Here is a 17086-nt window from a genome sequence, read left to right on the forward strand (position 1 = left end):
AATGGAACAAAACGAAAAAAAAAATTACAGCTCAGCACTATATACGCTGATCACTGTATTTTTCTTCTGGGGCTTCTTAGCTGCATCAAATGGTATCTTCATACCATTTTGTAAAACACACTTTCACTTAACGCAATTTGAGTCTCAATTAATAGATTTTACCTTTTATGGAGGATATTTTATAGGCTCATTGATACTGTACTTTGCTTCACAGGCCAGTAAGGTTGATATCATGAATAAACTGGGTTACAAAAACGGTATCATTTTAGGTTTGGTTATTTCTGCAGTTGGCGCATTAGGTATGATACCTGCCGTTGCCAGCGGCGCATTTGGTTTCATACTGGCAGTTTTCTTCATTATAGCGGTTGGTTTTTCCTTGCAGCAAACAGCAGCAAACCCTTTTGTGGTAGCCTTGGGGCCTGCAGAGACAGGTTCAAACCGTTTAAATTTTGCCGGTAGTATTAATAATATAGGTGCCTTGTTAGGGCCAATTGTTGTTAGCGTGGTATTATTCGGTACCGCAAATTCTGAGGTTAAGCCCGAGGTTAAAATATCGTCAATCAATAACCTTTATTATATGCTGGCAGCCTTATTTATTGCTGTAGCTATATTCTTCTGGTTCTCTAACTTGCCAAAAGTTACGAGCGATGAAAAAATTGAATCGAGCAAAAAAGCTAACACACCCTTATTTATCATTTTTATAGCGTTCCTGTTGATCCTGGCTGCCGATCCGTTAAGCAAGGCTATAGGTATACCAAGCCAGTATTTTGTATATGCCTCTCTGGCTATTATATTATTTACCCTCGTTGGGACAATTTTCGCTGCAAAAAGCAGCAAGGAAGGCTGGGGTGCAATGCAATACCCGCAGTTGATTTTGGGTATGATTGCTATTTTTACTTATGTAGGTACCGAGGTTACTATTCAAAGTAATATGGGTTCTTTATTAAAAACACCGGAGTTTGGTTCGTTCAATGAATCGGATATCGCGCCGTACATCTCCCTGTACTGGGGTAGTTTAATGATTGGTCGTTTTGCAGGTTCTATCGGCGCTTTTGATCTTGCTAAAACAACTAAATACATTTTATATATCATTGTTCCGTTTGTTGCATTTGGTTTAGTATTGCTTGTAAACGCCGTAACGGGTGTAAACGTAAGCAATCTTTACACTTATGCTATATGTGTGGCGGTGCTTATTGTAGCATTCTTTATCGGTCAGCAAAAGCCAACCCGTACCTTATCGGTATTGGGTTTATTGGGTGTTGCCTTTATGCTGATAGGTTTATTTACAACAGGTATAGTAGCCACTTTCGCTTTCATTAGCGGCGGTTTATGCTGCTCTATTATGTGGCCATCTATATTTTCATTAGCTATTACCGGTTTGGGTAAATATACCAGCCAGGGTTCGGCATTTTTAATTATGATGATCCTGGGCGGTTCTATAATACCACCACTACAAGGTAAAATAGCCGATGGCAGCAACGATCTGGTAAAAGGTATGAGCGGTATCCACTTCTCGTACATTGTTCCGGTATTAGGGTTTGCATACCTCGCATACTTTGCCTGGAAAGTAAGCCGCGAACTGCGCAGCCAGGGTATTGACCTTGACCATGTTGAAGTACAAGGCGGACATTAATATTTTGCAAGTCATTTGATCATTGGGTCATTAGGTCATTTTTAAATGAAGTAATGACCCAATGCCATTAATGAGGTAACCACTTATTTATGAAACCAAGTTTCGATAACATATTTATGAACCTGGCCACTGACCTGGCTAAGCGTTCACACTGCGTTAAGGCACAGGTAGGGGCCGTGCTGGTGCGCGATACCCGTATCATTTCTATAGGTTATAACGGACCACCGGCGCATACCCACAATTGCGACGAGGAATGGCCTGCCACAGGTTGCCCGCGCGATTCTAAAGGCAGCTGCTCACTGGCACTGCATGCCGAAGAGAATGCCATATTATATGCAGTAAAGAACGGAGCGCGGCTGGAAGGCGCTACATTGTACACCACCCTGTCGCCTTGCTTACCTTGTGCAAGGCTCATATTTTCTGCAGGCATTACACATGTTTATTTTGATAAATCATACGCCGAGTATAAAGGCCTTGCAAGCGACGAAGGGGTTGATTTTTTAAATCACTTTGGCGTTAAGGCAGAAAAATTCATAGGGTGATAATCTGTCCGCTTAATCATTATTAATAATTTCTTAAAAACAGAGTTTGTATTTATTATCAAATATTTATTTATTTTTATAATAAATATTTGATCTGATATGAAAAAGTGCCTGATTTTCATTTTTGCTATTTGTAGCTTTTTCACAATTTCATGCAGCAGCACCAGACTCGTTTCATCATGGTCATTGCCGGGAGCCACAGCTCACCAATATAAAAAGGTATTGGTTATTGGCTTAACAGGCGCCAAAGATCGTGAAATAAGGGAAAGTGTTGAAAATGCGGTTGCTAAAAAAATTAATGAGTATAATATTAATGCCGAAACGGCCAGCAGCAAATATGGTCCGCGTACATTCCAAAATATGAGCGATGAGGAAGCTACTAAATTGGTGAAGGACGATGGATTTGACGGGATAATAATCCTGGCATTACTTGATAAGAATAAGGAACAAAGCTATACCCCCGGCAGGATCAGCCGCACACCTTACGCCATTGTGCGTAGCCGCTGGACAAGAAATTATCGTGTTTTGTATGATCGCGTTTATACACCAGGGTATTATACCACGTCAACCAGCTACGAGCTGGAAGCTAATTTTTATGATGCAGATAAGAACGAGCTCCAATATTCGGCCCAGGTAAGATCTTTTGACCCTGGGTCGGCCGCGGCATTGTCTTCTGATTTTAGCAAAGCTATTATTGATGATATGGTTAATAAAGGTCTTATCGCAAAATAATAAGGCCAAGCCCTCAATCCGCTTATCTTAGGTCATAAATGGTTTTATCTTTTCCAGCGCAAACTCAAGTTGCTGCTCGGGGGTAAGATTGGTGTTATCCAATATTATGGCATCCTCGGCCCTTACAAGCGGACTTTCTTCCCGTGTGGTATCCTGATAATCGCGATGTGCAATGTTCTCAAATACCTCTTCTAACGTAATGTCAGGGTTTTTATCGAAGATCTCTTTATAACGGCGTTCTGCCCGTACCTTTGGGTCGGCGGTCATGAATATTTTAAGCGAGGCATTAGGAAAAACCGTTGTGCCAATATCGCGGCCATCCATCACTATATTTTTGGAGTCGCCCATACGTTGCTGCTGTTTTACCATTTCCTTACGAACCTCCCGAATGGCAGATACTTCACTTACCTTTTCAGACACGGGCATCAAACGTATCTCGTCAGATACTTCTTCGCCATTTAGGGTAATGTGCGTCTGGTAATCACGGGAGTGAAAATTGAGGTGGATGTTTTTCAATGCTTCGGCAATTTGCTCATGGTTGTGCACGTCAATACTGTTGCGTAAAAAGTAGAGCGCAACAGCCCGGTACATGGCGCCGCTGTCTACATATATAAAATGAAGTTTTTTAGCTAAAGCTTTGGCCAGTGTGCTTTTACCGCATGATGAATAGCCATCAATTGCCACTACAATGTTCTTATTCATAGACGTGTCTAAAATACAAAAATATGTGAATGGTTAGTTATTGATATTTGAGTTGATTAGGGCAGTTACAGCTGAGCTACTTAGGCAGAGTGATTGCTGAATTATTCGTTGCTGCTGTGTTCAATCTATCACTCACCGGGTCAACCAAAATTATTACTTTTGAAGAATGAACCTTATAAAATCTGATCTTCAAAAGGAAGTTACTTATAAAACATCGCGCAGCGGTGGCAAAGGCGGTCAAAATGTAAATAAGGTATCGAGCAAGGTTGAACTTTTATTTAATATAGATACTTCGGGATTATTTGCCGAAGAAGAGAAGCTGCTGCTGGCAAATAAACTACAGAACCGGTTAAATAAGGATGGTTTTGTTCAGGTAATTTGTGATGAGGAACGCAGTCAGTATCTCAATAAAGAAAAAGCCATAGACAGGCTGATAATCCTGTTAACCCGGGCGCTGCTAAAGCCAAAGGTACGCAAGCCCACCAAAGTAAGTAAAGCTGCTAAAGCAGCCCGGCTGGAGAATAAAAAGAAACAGTCGGCAAAAAAGGAGAGCCGGAGAGCTGCGTTTGATTAAATAACAGCTATGCCATCCGCACCCCTGTTATTTAAACTTATATGCACCCGTCAGGCTGCCCCACTGATGTGACCTTAGCATTTTTTCTACTTCGCGGGTGTGGAATATGGCGGCAATGTCAAACGTAAAACGATTGGTAGAAACACCTATACCCACCTGCTGACTAAATACAAATGGTTTTTTAGTTAGGGTTACCTCCAGATGGTTTGGATCAGGGGTTTTGTTAAGCAGGCTCCCTTGTATAGTGGCATCATAAAGCACGCCATTGGCCTGCGGTTTGTAATAAAAGAACAATTCGTGAGTATGCAGGTTTCCAGTTTGGTCAGCATCAGATACGGTGCTTTGTGTACTTACCGAATTAAATAGCTGGTTAAAAATACCTAAACGCACAAGTGGTCCCAGCCCGGCGCCTGTAAAACCATTGCCCAGATTGGCATACGAAGTAAAGCTTATATCAACCCATGATGCACGGGCCAGCAGTTTGTTATATTCGGCACCAAGGTTAAGTTGTACATTGTTCCTTACCTGGTATTGCCAGCCATTTAAATGATAAAACCCAAAAGTATTATGAATAAGCTTTTGCACAGGCTCACCGCCCGCAGCCGGACCTACAATACCTAACTGCGCGCTTAATTTAATATTACTTTCATTTTTATACAACAGGTTAAGCGTTGAACCTATATATGAATAGGCGGCAAAAGGCCTGTCAATATAGGTAGGATCGGGTACATAGCCCGATTGGGCGTTGTACATTTTTTGTCCTATCTCAAAACCCAATACCTTATTTTGCAGGTTGTTTTCGGTTTCATTGATTTTTAAGCCCTTGCGTAAATAAAAGAAGATTCCGTTGGTATAATACCTGTCAGAACCCTGGCCCAGGAAAGAATCATTGTCTGATTGTATAGCAAATTCGTGACTGCGCGTTTGAGCAAATAATGTGATAGTACCAAACAGGCATAATAGTGTAAGGAATAGTTTATTAAACATTAGGTGATTAAATATTATATATGTGCGCCTAATATAAAAAAATTGAGCTGATTTGTAAGTGCACAAAATGTGCACAAAAAAAACAGGGGACTAAATTTTACTTTAAATCCCCCGTTTTTTTAATTTAAGACCGCTTTTTCTTCTTCTTTGACGGTAAGATCAAGCGGGTTGGTTACTTTTTCATTTAAAAGGGCAAGATTGATAACCTCGCGCATATCACTTACATAATGAAATTTAAGGTCCCTGATATAGTCTTCCTTAATTTCCAGGATATCCTTTTGGTTTGATTTGCATAAAATAATTTCCTTGATATTGGCACGTTTTGCAGCCAGTATTTTTTCTTTAATGCCGCCAACTGCTAAAACGCGTCCACGCAAGGTGATCTCGCCGGTCATGGCCAGGTTCGGTTTCACCTTACGTTGCGTAAAGGCAGATGTTAGGGCTGTAAGCATAGTTATACCTGCCGATGGGCCATCCTTAGGTGTAGCGCCGGCTGGTACGTGCACATGTACATCCCACAAATCAAAAAGCTTTGGATTAATGCCAAAATCAACGGCATGTGCACGCAGATAGGCTAGGGCAATAGTTACTGATTCTTTCATTACATCACCGAGGCTGCCGGTCAGGGTTAAGCGGCCCTTACCGGGGCTTAAACTGGCTTCAATGAACAGGATATCGCCGCCAACTGATGTCCAGGCCAGGCCTGTCACAACACCAGCAACATCATTGCCTTCATAAAGGTCCTTATCAAATATAGGGGCTCCCAGTATTTTTTCAATATCCTTTTTGTTTACCGATGGGTTGTATTCCTCTTCCATGGCTATGTTTTTAGCCACTCCGCGAACTACTGAACCTATTTTTTTCTCCAGCGAGCGTACACCCGATTCACGGGTATAGTCAACTATAACCTTTTCAAGTACGTCGGTTTTAAGGCTTACATCTTTTAATTTGAGGCCATGAGCTTCGCGTTGTTTTGGTAACAAGTGCTGTTTGGCTATCTCAATTTTTTCTTCAATGGTATAGCCGTTCACTTCAATTATCTCCATCCTGTCCAGCAGGGCAGGTTGTATACTGCTCAGTGAATTGGCGGTTGCGATGAACATCACGTTCGACAGGTCGAAATCCATCTCTACATAATGATCATAAAAAGTGCTGTTTTGTTCAGGGTCAAGCACTTCCAGCAAGGCGGATGATGGATCGCCCCTGAAGTCATTACCTACTTTGTCAATTTCGTCTAATATAAATACCGGGTTGGCGGCGCCTGCCTTTTTTACCGATTGTATGATACGGCCGGGCATTGCGCCAATATAGGTTTTGCGATGGCCGCGTATTTCGGCCTCATCGCGGATACCACCCAGGGCCATACGTACATATTTGCGGCCGAGCGCTTTAGCTATTGATTTGCCTAAAGATGTTTTGCCAACTCCCGGAGGGCCCACTAAACAAAGTATAGGGGCTTTCATATCATGCTTTAATTTAAGCACAGCCAGGTATTCAATAATGCGTTGTTTTACTTTGTCTAAACCAAAATGGTCTTTATCAAGCACTTTTTGTGCGCGCTTAAGGTCAAAATTGTCTTTGGTAAATTCATTCCAGGGCAGGTCGAGCAATAATTCGAGATAATTTATCTGCACCGAATAGTCCGCCGCCGCAGGGTTGGTGCGGGCCAGCTTTTCAAGCTCTTTGGCAAAATGTTCTTTTACTTCTTTAGCCCATTTCTTTTTCAGTGCCCGCTGGCGTAGGTTTTCAATCTCCAGATCGGGCGAACTGCCGCCAAGTTCCTCCTGTATGGTTTTTAACTGCTGATTTAAAAAGTAGTCTCTTTGCTGTTTATCAAGATCAACCCGTACTTTGGTTTGAATCTGATTTTTAAGCTCCAGCATCTGCAAATCAAGCGTAAGGTGCTCCAGCACCAGGTTGGCCCTTTCACGCAGGTTGGCTACCTCCAGCAAATGCTGCTTGGCAGTCATATCGGCGTTCATGTTTGATGATATGAAATTTATCAAAAACGAAGTGCTTTCAATATTGCGGATAGCTATACCTGCTTCGCTGGGGATATTTGGTGATAGCTGTATAATGTTCATGGCCATATCCTTTATGGATGATACCATGGCCTTAAATTCTTTGTCTTCTTTTGCCTTAATTTCTTTAAAAGGTTCAATAGTGGCCTTTATGTAAGGCTCACTTTGTACTTCTTCCTTTAAAAAGAAACGTTTTTTCCCTTGGATGATAACGGTAGTATTACCATCGGGCATTTGCAGCATTTTTATGATGAGCGCTATGGTTCCAACTTTATTCAGTTGGTCAAAATTAGGGTCTTCAATCCCCACATCCTGTTGCGAAACCACCCCAATAATGCGACTGCCTTTGTTGGCGTCGCGAATAAGCTTAATTGATTTATCTCTGCCAACGGTTATTGGTATTACTACCCCCGGAAATAGAACTGTATTACGCAACGGCAATATAGACAATACCTCGGGCACCTCCTCGTTGTTCATTTCCTCTTCGTCTTCGGTTGACATAAGCGGAAAAAACTCAGAATCTTCGTTTATAACCGGTAAAGCATTTTTGAAATCAAATGGATCAAAAGTCATTAATTATGTTTTATGTATAGAAAAAACCGTCATGTTGTCAGCCTCAGCAATTGCGAGGCTATTAAATAAAGGTAAAATTGTAGTAAATACCTTTTCAGTACTATGTTTCAAGAGCTGTGCCAAGTTATGCTAATAATTTTTAACAAGCAATTTGGCAGTGCAATAGTTTGACTATATGGGTATTGCAATTAGTCAGCATGTTTTTAAATAAAAAATAATTTATTGATAAAGATGAAAAAAAGTCATACTATAGTACCCTGAAATTTACGAAAAACAATATTTTTTTTATAAAAACATTGTTTGGCATAATAATTTGATACAATGTTAGTTAATGTTATACCGTTATTGTTTCACTACTAAGCGCAAATGAAGTTATCGGTTATTGTATCCTTTTTAATAATGTCTTCGCTCGAAACGGCATCGGCACAGAGTGCCTATGTTAGAATGGGGCAACAGGCGCTGATGGATGGCGATTTCCGTTCGGCGGTGTCGCATCTTGAAAAAGCGTGTATCACTGATTCAACCAATGCTAATGCGCTCTGGATGCTGGGTTACTCTTATTATCACAGCGACAATTATAAAAAATCTATTGCTGCTTATACCCGTGTTATAGCCATAAAGCCTGCCGATGCTACAGCCTACTATTACCGGGCACGCGCAAAAAGCTATTTGGGTAAGGATAACCAAACTATCCCTGCCGATAAAGAACTTTACCTGTTAGGGGCAATTGTTGACCTTACCAAAGCTATATCCATTAACAGTGATCCTAACGATAATAAATACTACCAGAACCGTGGTATAGCCTACCGCGATTACGGCATATTTAAGCTACAGAACAATTCTCATTTTTATGACAGGGCAAGGGGTATAAATTCATTAAAAGCCTCAATAGCAGATCTGGAAAAAGTATTAAGTGATAACCCGGGCAGAACAGATATTGCGAACCTGATAGACCAGTCAAAGGGGAAACTGCTTCAGGCAACCACACCTACCGTTGCACGTCATTAATCAGATCAGATTTTACAACAATTTTAATTATCCGGGAGGTAGAAGGGGTATTTAGCGTGCCTTGGATTTTAGCGTGCCTTCAATACGGTAATTATTGCGTCCCATTAGCCTAACCTGCTGCCATTTTTCAATCAGATAAACAGAATCGGGAAAATAACTTAGTTTCTCCCTTGTTTCATACAGCAGATTTTTGGTATGGTTAAAAATGAGTATCCATTTTACCTTGTCCTTGTCTTTTCTGATAACCACTCGTGTGGTGCGCAGTTCGGAGTGTTTGGCCTGGTATATGATCAGGCTATCGATAACCTGAACACGATAACTGTTTTTCCAGGCAGGCCTGTTAATGTCAGATTGGATGAAAAGGTTCAGTTCGTGCCCCCAGTTGGTAATATGTACTGTTTTGTTTTCGGTTATCCCGTTATGCGTTACTGTTTTATTAACAGCCGGGTCTGATTTGCGGAGTCTTGCGGTATCTGCCTTAAAATAACCGTTGATATCAAAGTATTTTAATACAGTTCCGCTTTGCTTAATATCCGGCCTGCAGGAGGGCAAGCCGGATAGGAGCAGTATGCCACCCAAAAGGGCGGCTGTTGTGGATAGTGTTGATTTTAGTTTACACCAATACATTACCAGTCATTTCCGGGGGAATTGCTACACCCAGTATGTTTAATATAGTTGGTGCTACATCGCCCAGCTTGCCATCGTTAACGTGTTTAACGTCTTTGTCAATAATGATACATGGAACCAGGTTAGTGGTATGCGCTGTATTAGGTGTGCCGTCTTCATTAATCATGTAATCGGCATTGCCGTGGTCGGCAAGAATAATAAAGGAATAGCCATTGGCCAAGCCGGCTTCAACAACAGCTTTTGTGCAGGCATCGGCAGTTTCGGCAGCTTTTACAACCGCGCTGAACACACCTGTATGGCCAACCATATCGGTATTGGCAAAGTTAAGACAAACAAAATCAGGCCAGCCGCTTTCCAGCTCGGGAATGATGGCATCGCGTATGCCAGCCGCGTTCATTTCGGGCTGCAAATCATAGGTGGCTACCTTGGGCGATGGCGCCAGCAGGCGCTTTTCGTTATCAAATTCTTTTTCGCGGCCTCCCGAAAAGAAGAAGGTTACGTGCGGGTATTTTTCGGTTTCGGCAATCCTGATCTGGGTTTTGCCGGCATTCTGCAAAATCTCGCCAAGTGTTTTGGTCAGGTCTTCCTTATTAAATACTACCTGTACATTTTTAAACGTTTCATCATATGGGGTCATCGTGATGTAACGAATATCAAGCGGGTGCAGGTTGTATTCAGGAAATGATTTTTGCGTAAGGGCAATACTGATTTCGCGGCCCCTGTCGGTACGGAAATTAAAGCAGATCACCACATCGCCATCTTTAATAACAGCCAGTGGGTTGCCATTTATATCAACCTTTACTATTGGTTTTACAAATTCATCTGTAACCCCTTCATCGTATGATTTTTTAATGGCATCAGTTATATGTTGTGCAGCTTCACCTTGTCCGTTAACCATCAGGTCATAGGCCAGCTTAACTCTTTCCCAGCGGTTATCACGGTCCATGGCGTAATAACGGCCAATGGCCGATGCTATTTTCGCATTTGTTCCCGCTATATGATCTTCCAGATCGGTAATAAAGCCCAGCCCCGATTTAGGGTCAGTATCGCGCCCATCTAAAAAGGCGTGGATAAAAACATTTTTCACATCTTGCTGCTTCGCGGCATCACATAATCCTTTTACATGCCTGATATGTGAATGTACGCCACCGTCAGACACGAGGCCAATAAGATGCACATTCTTGTTTTTTTGGTTGGCATATTCAAAGGCATCTTTCAATACTGAGATGGTTGGCAGTTCATTATCATCAACTGCTTTGTGAATGCGACCCAGCTCCTGGTAAACCACACGCCCGGCACCCAGGTTCATGTGCCCAACTTCTGAGTTGCCCATTTGCCCGGCAGGTAATCCTACCGCTGTTCCGGAGGCTTCTAATTTTGAGTTTGGATATTGTTGCAGTAGCCCATCCACAAATGGTGTGTCGGCTGCAAGTATCGCGTTCGACTGGTCGTTACGGCCATAACCCCAGCCATCAAGAATAATTAATGCGAGTTTTTTTTTATTTTCCACAGCGCAAATATAAAGGCAACGCTCTACTTTATATTATAATTTTTTTATTTTCGGCAGGCAGACCTATGATGCACTTTATTTGAATAATAATTAATTATAAAAACAGTTATATCTTTTTAGAAGACCAATAGCCCCGTTGGCACGCTTATAGCATTGTGTAACATGAAGTCCCTGCTTATTACATAAAATATAATATGAAGCTGATTTACCTGCCATCGTTTATTATTTTACTGTTATTGCCGTGTGTTGCGATGGCCGACCCAATTGATAATGTAGCCAATCTTATAAAACAGGGTAATACCAAAGAACTGTCTAAGTTATTTGCATCAAGCATTGAAATTGCCATAATGGATAATGAAAATATCTATTCACAAACTCAGGCTACGCTTATACTCGACCGTTTTTTTTCAAAAAACAAGCCCAAAACCATAAAGTTGCTGCATAAAGTAAATTCCAGTGCCAACTACCGTTTTGGTGTATTTATCCTCACAACCGAAAGCGGCGTGTATCGTGTTGCTTTTACCCTTAAAGACGCAGATAGTAAACTGAGTATCATTGAACTACGTATTGAAAATGAAAAGATGAAATAGGGGAGCAAATCCCCGGTGTGTATATTTTACCTCGAAATAACACACTGAGTTAAGCGTAGATAAACGAGTCTGCTTTTTCATTCGCAAGTCTTAAATTTATACATGAGCATATCTAAAACCTGTGCATCCAAAAATTGTTGTTACTTTTGAGGCTTAAAAATAATACACTTGGATAAGGAACTTATACACCATTTTATAGTTGAAGCTTTAAAGGAAGATGTAGGTGATGGCGATCATACCTCATTGTCAACCATTCCGGCCGGCACAACAGGTAAAGCAAAACTTTTAGTAAAGGACGAAGGTATACTGGCCGGAGTTGAGCTGGCTGCCGAAATTTTTAATGTAGTTAATGCCGGACTTAAGCTTAATGTATTTTTAAATGACGGGGCAGTTGTAAAACCCAAAGACATAGCTTTTGAAGTGGAGGGCAGTGCCCAAAGTATTTTGATAGCCGAGCGTTTGGTACTGAATTGTATGCAGCGCATGTCTGGAATTGCTACAAAAACCCGCGAAATAGTTGATCTTTTAAAAGATACCAATACCAAAGTTTTAGATACCCGTAAAACAACCCCAGGCCTGCGTTATCTTGAAAAGTGGGCAGTAAGAATAGGCGGAGGAGTTAACCATCGCTTTGGTTTGTATGACATGATCTTGATTAAGGATAACCACGTTGACTATGCCGGCGGCATAAGGCAGGCCATTGAAAACGCAAACCAGTACCTTGCAAACAATAACAAGAAACTTGCTATAGAAATTGAAGTAAGGAACCTGGAAGAGCTTGACCAGGTTTTGCAAACCGGCCATGTAAACCGTATATTGCTGGATAACTTCAATTTTGACAATCTGAGACAGGCAGTCAATATTATTCAGGGACGTTTCATTACCGAGGCATCGGGAGGCATAACCGTTGATAATATACGGGAGTATGCCGATTGCGGGGTTGATTATATATCAGTTGGTGCATTAACGCATTCTGTAAAAAGTTTAGATTTAAGCCTTAAGGCGGTATAGTACCTGCACCTCATTTACCAGGCTTAACCAATTTAAGCAATTCAATAATCCGGAATATCCGGATCCGGAATTAACGCCAGGCGTTAAAATGATGATTAAAATTTTAGTACCGCATCAATTTTGTAATATTGCAGAGAAATGATAACCGTTTATTCAGTTTCAGCACTCATATTGGCCTACCTCTGCGGATCTATACCTACTGCCGTTTGGATAGGTCTGGCTTTTTATGATATTGATGTGAGAGAGTATGGCAGCGGTAATGCCGGCGCTACCAATACTTTCAGGGTGTTGGGAAAAAAGGCCGGTATACCGGTAATGATGCTCGATATTTTAAAAGGATGGACAGCTACAAACCTTGCTTATTTTATAGGAGTATCAACCACAGGTCCGTATAATTCGGTTGCTTATACCAATTACGCGCTGGCGTTGGGCGTAGCGGCTGTAATGGGCCACTTGTTCCCGATTTTTGCCGGTTTTAGAGGTGGCAAAGGCGTTGCCACTTTATTTGGAATGATTTTGGCTATTCATTTTCATGCCGCGTTATTATGCGTAGTGGTATTTGTATTGGTGCTTTTAATAACAAGGTATGTATCGCTCAGCTCAATTGCAGCAGCCTTTACATATCCTATAGGGGTCTCGTTTATTTTCCCCACGTCTATCAGGTCGGTGGTAATTTATGGTATGTGTATATGCCTGCTGATACTTGTAACACATCAAAAGAATATCGAACGCTTACTAAAAGGCAAAGAATCGAAAGTTAATTTTTTTAAGAAAAAAGCTGCCTGATCACCATGAAAAAAATCAAACCTGTTATTGCCCTGATATTCATCATGGCATTGTATTCCTGTTCAACTGTCCCGCTAACAGGACGTAAGCAATTAAGCCTTGTTGGCGATGCCGAAGTAAACCAATCTGCAGCGGCAAGCTACAAGCAATTACTGTCAGACCCTAAAACAAAAGTTATCAATACTGGTACCGATGCCCAGCGCGTTAAAAGAATTGGTAACAACCTTGCGGTTGCAATTGAAAGTTATTTAAAACAAAATGGTTATGGCGACCAATATAATTTCCAGTGGGAATTTAACCTGATTCAAAGCAGCGAAGTTAATGCCTGGTGTATGCCCGGTGGCAAAGTTGCCGTATATAGCGGCTTGTTGCCGGTAGCCAATACGGATGCTTACCTGGCCGTTGTTATGGGACATGAAATTGGTCATGCCATTGCGAGGCACTCTGCCGAGCGTATTTCAAAACAAATGGTAGTTGAAGGCGTGGGCACTGGTGTAGGGGTAGCTACTAATACTAAATCTGCCGGTACACAAACTGTAATAAATCAGTTGTATGGCGTTGGCGGCCAATTGTTATTATTAAAATACTCACGCGACCAGGAATCTGAAGCCGACCGTTTAGGGCTTACCTTTATGGCCATGGCCGGTTACGATCCGCATAATGCTATAACATTCTGGCAGCGTATGTCTGCTCAAAATAAAGGAGAAGCTCCACCTGAACTTTTAAGTACGCACCCTGCCGACGCAACCCGCATAGCCAACATTCAAAACCTTATACCCGAGGCAATGAAATATTATAAGAAATAGTTTTGAGTACTGAGTATTGAGTGAAAAACTCTTACATAAATATTTACAGGGCGCTTAAAACTCAATACTCATTACTTAAAACTCACTACTAAATGCCCAAACGTCAGTTTTTACAGGCTCAGTGGAAAAATCTGGTCATGATTAACTATGAGGTTGACCCGCAAATACTTGACCCTTACCTGCCACCTGCTACTGTGCTCGATTTGTGGCAGGGCAAGGCATTTGTGAGTATGGTGGGCTTTATGTTTTTAGATACCAAAGTGCTCGGTATTAAATGGCCATGGCATGTAAATTTTGAAGAGGTTAATCTTCGTTTCTATGTAAGGCATTTTAATGGTAACGGATGGAAAAGGGGAGCTGTTTTTATCAGTGAAATTGTGCCTAAAAGCATTATTGCCCTTATTGCCAATAATTTATATAAAGAACATTACCGGGCATTACCCATGCGTAGCTCTATTACCCTTACGCCTGATAACCATACCGGATTTTTATATGAATGGAAATTAAATGGCAGGTGGAACAAGCTTGGTGCCACGGCAAGTAATGAATTATTGGCTATGGAACCGGGCAGTGCCGAGGAGTTTATTTTAGAGCACTACTGGGGATATAATAAACTAAGCCGTGTTACCACAATGGAATACCAGGTTGAGCACATCTCATGGCAAACTGGCAAGGTTAAAGATTATGTTTTTGATGCCGATGTCACCGCATTATATGGGGAAGAGTTTAAACCCTACCTGGAACGTGAACCTGTTTCGGCATTTTTTGCAGTTGGGTCTGATATTAAGGTGCGAATGGGGGATAAGATAACAGTGGAGTTAAAGGCCTGACGGCAATGGTTACTTCAGCCCACCCAAAACTTCTACAACAGCCTGTGCTTTAAGCAGGCATTCTTCGTACTCATTTTCGGCATTGGCGTGATAAGTTATGGCGCTGCCCGCATGGAATGACAAGTAACCATCAACTGAATTATAAAGCAAGGTGCGGATCACCACATTAAAATCAAAATCATTATCCGGACTTAAATAACCTATAGCGCCTGAGTACATGCCGCGTTTGCTGCGCTCGTATTGTTCCATTAAGCGCATAGAGCTGATCTTTGGCGCCCCTGTCATGCTGCCCATGGGGAAAGTATTTTTAATAGCTTGAATAGGCGATAGTTCATCCTGAATTTCACACACCACTGTCGAAATCATCTGATGTACATATTGAAAACTGTAAATGCCAAAAAGGTCTTCGGTTTTAACCGTACCCTGTTTGGCCGAGCGGGTAAGATCGTTCCGGACAAGGTCAACAATCATTACGTTTTCCTGCAGTTCTTTTGGATGGTTGCGCAGTTGTTGTTTTATTGCATCGTCTGTTTTGGTGTCTGCACCTCTTTTGGCGGTGCCTTTAATGGGCTGTGATATTAACTTGCTGCCGCGTTTAGCCAAAAAACGCTCGGGCGATGCGCCAAGTATATAATTATCTTTCCACTTAAAAAAAGTGCTAAACGGATTGGGCGAAACCTTATTGAGTTGGGTAAATATGGCTAACGGGTCGATATGGGCATGCTCGGCAAAAAACTCCTGGCAAAAATTGGTTACATATATATCGCCGCGATTAATGTGCTCCTGTATGCTGGTTACCGCGTTAATATATTCATGTTTGCTAAATCGTGACTGCAAGTTTATGGATGGCCCGGGCTTGTAGGCAACTAATTCCTGGCGCTCAATATTATTTAAAATTAGCTCAGGAGTATTGCTTATTATTTCCGCTTGATTACCGTTAATAACAATAACGTGTTCGGGAGCAAAAAAATACAGATCCGGAAATTGCAACTTATCGGGGTTTAGTGAAGTTAGTTGTTCTGTTTCATTCTTCAGATCGTAACCTAAAAAACCGGTTATCCATCCCGGATTGTGCTGCCGGAAGGTCTCCAGTTGATTAAACGCATCCCCTGCCGTGGCGGTCAGCTCGTTCCTGGCACCCATCGCAATCATTGTATCAAACTTACCATAAGGATCATTAAAGCCATTGGAGTCAAGGTAGCTTATGGCATCAAACGACGATGCCCATTGCAGGACTTTTTGCTTAAAAACAGGCAAATCATTAACTGGTATAATCACTATACAAAATTAATCAAGTAAAACAAAAAGGCCGCATCAAGCCACGAATGGTCGGAAGATTTTATCTTCCGACTTTTTTTGTTTTTCAGGCTTAAAGTTTTGTATTTAAGCATTTGATTATCAATTATTTACTTGTTTTTCTCATTGAGGTTGTCATGGCGCACGTAAAGAAAGAACCCGGGCATCAAAATATCTATGTACTGGACAGGGGGCTTCAATCTACCCGGACAATGAAAACTTTCAGTGAAAGTGAGCTAAACTTCATCTGTCGTTCAAAGGAGAACAGAAAGTTCGAATGGGTAGAATCGCTGATCACTGAAGGGCAGAACATGGATATGGGGGGATCCATTTTGCTTAGAGATAGCATTGTCCGGCTCTATACAGGTATGCCTATAGCCAACAAGCGGGGGAATAAACATTACAGAGAGGTACAGGTGGATCGTCCTTTTCGCCTGGTTGTCGTAAAAAGTAAATCCGATGATGGTAAAGAGTACTGGCTGTTAACCAATGAGTTCGACTTATCAGCCAAAGACATCGCCCAAGCCTACCGCAGGCGTTGGGACATGGAGGTTTTTTTTCGGTTCCTCAAACAAGAACTCAACGTGAGCCACCTGGTTTCGCTAAATAAAAACGGTCTACAGGTTATGTTATATATGACATTGATAACCAGTATGCTGGTATTGATCTACAAAAAGGGGAATAAACAGGGTTATAAAACTTCTAAAAGACGATTTGCTATGGAAGTCAGAGACTTGGCCATTGCTTTAATTGTTGTACAATGTGGTGGTGATCCCGGCCTCTTTTTTAAGACATAAAAAATGGCCGGAATTTCTTCCGACCATTCGTGGCATCAAGCGGCCCTTTTGCTGTTGTACA

General features: G+C 41.6%; 17 protein-coding genes. 11 read left to right on the plus strand and 6 right to left on the minus strand.

All coding sequences use genetic code 11. The annotated features are described in order from the left end of the window. The first annotated feature begins 1 nt into the window (after nt 1). From SNE25_RS10435 to SNE25_RS10445, 3 genes are all read left to right on the plus strand, one after another. Nucleotides 2-1633: an MFS transporter gene (locus SNE25_RS10435; protein ID WP_321565038.1), complete on the plus strand. Its 1632-nt coding sequence runs from the start codon at nt 2-4 to the stop codon at nt 1631-1633. Between the two features lie 89 nt (nt 1634-1722). After that, the gene (locus SNE25_RS10440) at nt 1723-2175 is read left to right on the plus strand and encodes a deoxycytidylate deaminase (RefSeq protein WP_321565039.1); all 453 of its coding nucleotides are present in this window, start codon (nt 1723-1725) and stop codon (nt 2173-2175) included. A gap of 99 nt (nt 2176-2274) precedes the next feature. After that, complete coding sequence (locus SNE25_RS10445; protein WP_321565040.1) at nt 2275-2907, plus strand: hypothetical protein; 633 nt, start codon at nt 2275-2277, stop codon at nt 2905-2907. Nucleotides 2908-2934: 27 nt separating this feature from the next. On the opposite strand, the gene cmk is transcribed toward SNE25_RS10445, so the two are convergent. Next, nucleotides 2935-3609 (minus strand): (d)CMP kinase, encoded by a 675-nt coding sequence (gene cmk, locus SNE25_RS10450; RefSeq protein ID WP_321565041.1) that lies wholly within the window; start codon nt 3607-3609, stop codon nt 2935-2937. A 166-nt stretch (nt 3610-3775) separates the two neighbouring features. Here cmk and arfB point away from each other — a divergent pair, with 166 nt between their 5' ends. Then, nucleotides 3776-4183 (plus strand): alternative ribosome rescue aminoacyl-tRNA hydrolase ArfB, encoded by a 408-nt coding sequence (gene arfB / locus SNE25_RS10455; RefSeq protein ID WP_321565042.1) that lies wholly within the window; start codon nt 3776-3778, stop codon nt 4181-4183. 27 nt (nt 4184-4210) lie between these two features. On the opposite strand, the gene SNE25_RS10460 is transcribed toward arfB, so the two are convergent. Both SNE25_RS10460 and lon read right to left on the minus strand, forming a co-directional pair. Then, entirely contained in the window at nt 4211-5170 is a 960-nt protein-coding gene (locus SNE25_RS10460) for a lipid A deacylase LpxR family protein (RefSeq protein ID WP_321565043.1), read from the minus strand. 119 nt (nt 5171-5289) lie between these two features. Then, entirely contained in the window at nt 5290-7764 is a 2475-nt protein-coding gene (gene lon / locus SNE25_RS10465; protein WP_321565044.1) for an endopeptidase La, read from the minus strand. A 366-nt stretch (nt 7765-8130) separates the two neighbouring features. Here lon and SNE25_RS10470 point away from each other — a divergent pair, with 366 nt between their 5' ends. Then, entirely contained in the window at nt 8131-8772 is a 642-nt protein-coding gene (locus SNE25_RS10470; protein ID WP_321565045.1) for a tetratricopeptide repeat protein, read from the plus strand. A 51-nt stretch (nt 8773-8823) separates the two neighbouring features. Here the strand turns inward: SNE25_RS10470 and SNE25_RS10475 are convergent, their stop codons facing one another. Beyond that, nucleotides 8824-9399, minus strand: coding sequence for a hypothetical protein (locus SNE25_RS10475; RefSeq protein ID WP_321565046.1), 576 nt, complete (start codon nt 9397-9399; stop codon nt 8824-8826). Continuing rightward, the gene (gene gpmI / locus SNE25_RS10480) at nt 9386-10909 is read right to left on the minus strand and encodes a 2,3-bisphosphoglycerate-independent phosphoglycerate mutase (protein ID WP_321565047.1); all 1524 of its coding nucleotides are present in this window, start codon (nt 10907-10909) and stop codon (nt 9386-9388) included. The genes SNE25_RS10475 and gpmI overlap by 14 nt, the downstream gene beginning before the upstream one ends. 194 nt (nt 10910-11103) lie before the next feature. Here gpmI and SNE25_RS10485 point away from each other — a divergent pair, with 194 nt between their 5' ends. The 5 genes from SNE25_RS10485 (at nt 11104) to SNE25_RS10505 (ending at nt 14932) form a co-directional block, all read left to right on the plus strand. Then, the gene (locus SNE25_RS10485) at nt 11104-11499 is read left to right on the plus strand and encodes a DUF4783 domain-containing protein (protein ID WP_321565048.1); all 396 of its coding nucleotides are present in this window, start codon (nt 11104-11106) and stop codon (nt 11497-11499) included. A gap of 168 nt (nt 11500-11667) precedes the next feature. Beyond that, complete coding sequence (gene nadC, locus SNE25_RS10490; RefSeq protein ID WP_321565049.1) at nt 11668-12510, plus strand: carboxylating nicotinate-nucleotide diphosphorylase; 843 nt, start codon at nt 11668-11670, stop codon at nt 12508-12510. Nucleotides 12511-12648: 138 nt separating this feature from the next. After that, nucleotides 12649-13296: a glycerol-3-phosphate 1-O-acyltransferase PlsY gene (plsY, locus tag SNE25_RS10495; RefSeq protein WP_321565050.1), complete on the plus strand. Its 648-nt coding sequence runs from the start codon at nt 12649-12651 to the stop codon at nt 13294-13296. A gap of 5 nt (nt 13297-13301) precedes the next feature. Next, nucleotides 13302-14102, plus strand: a complete 801-nt coding sequence (locus tag SNE25_RS10500) for a M48 family metallopeptidase (protein ID WP_321565051.1) — start codon at nt 13302-13304, stop codon at nt 14100-14102. Nucleotides 14103-14194: 92 nt separating this feature from the next. Continuing rightward, on the plus strand, nt 14195-14932 hold the full coding sequence (locus SNE25_RS10505) for a YqjF family protein (protein WP_321565052.1): 738 nt from the start codon (nt 14195-14197) through the stop codon (nt 14930-14932). 9 nt (nt 14933-14941) lie between these two features. On the opposite strand, the gene SNE25_RS10510 is transcribed toward SNE25_RS10505, so the two are convergent. After that, nucleotides 14942-16210 carry an anthranilate synthase component I family protein gene (locus tag SNE25_RS10510; protein WP_321565053.1) on the minus strand — a complete coding sequence of 423 codons (1269 nt, stop codon included), beginning with the start codon at nt 16208-16210 and terminating at the stop codon, nt 14942-14944. Between the two features lie 155 nt (nt 16211-16365). Between SNE25_RS10510 and SNE25_RS10515 the strand changes: the two genes are divergently transcribed. After that, a complete protein-coding gene (locus SNE25_RS10515) occupies nt 16366-17025 on the plus strand; it encodes a transposase (protein ID WP_321565054.1) in 660 nt (219 codons plus the stop codon). The last annotated feature ends 61 nt before the right edge of the window (nt 17026-17086 follow it).

This window comes from Mucilaginibacter sabulilitoris (assembly GCF_034262375.1).
In the GTDB taxonomy this organism is placed as follows: domain Bacteria; phylum Bacteroidota; class Bacteroidia; order Sphingobacteriales; family Sphingobacteriaceae; genus Mucilaginibacter; species Mucilaginibacter sabulilitoris.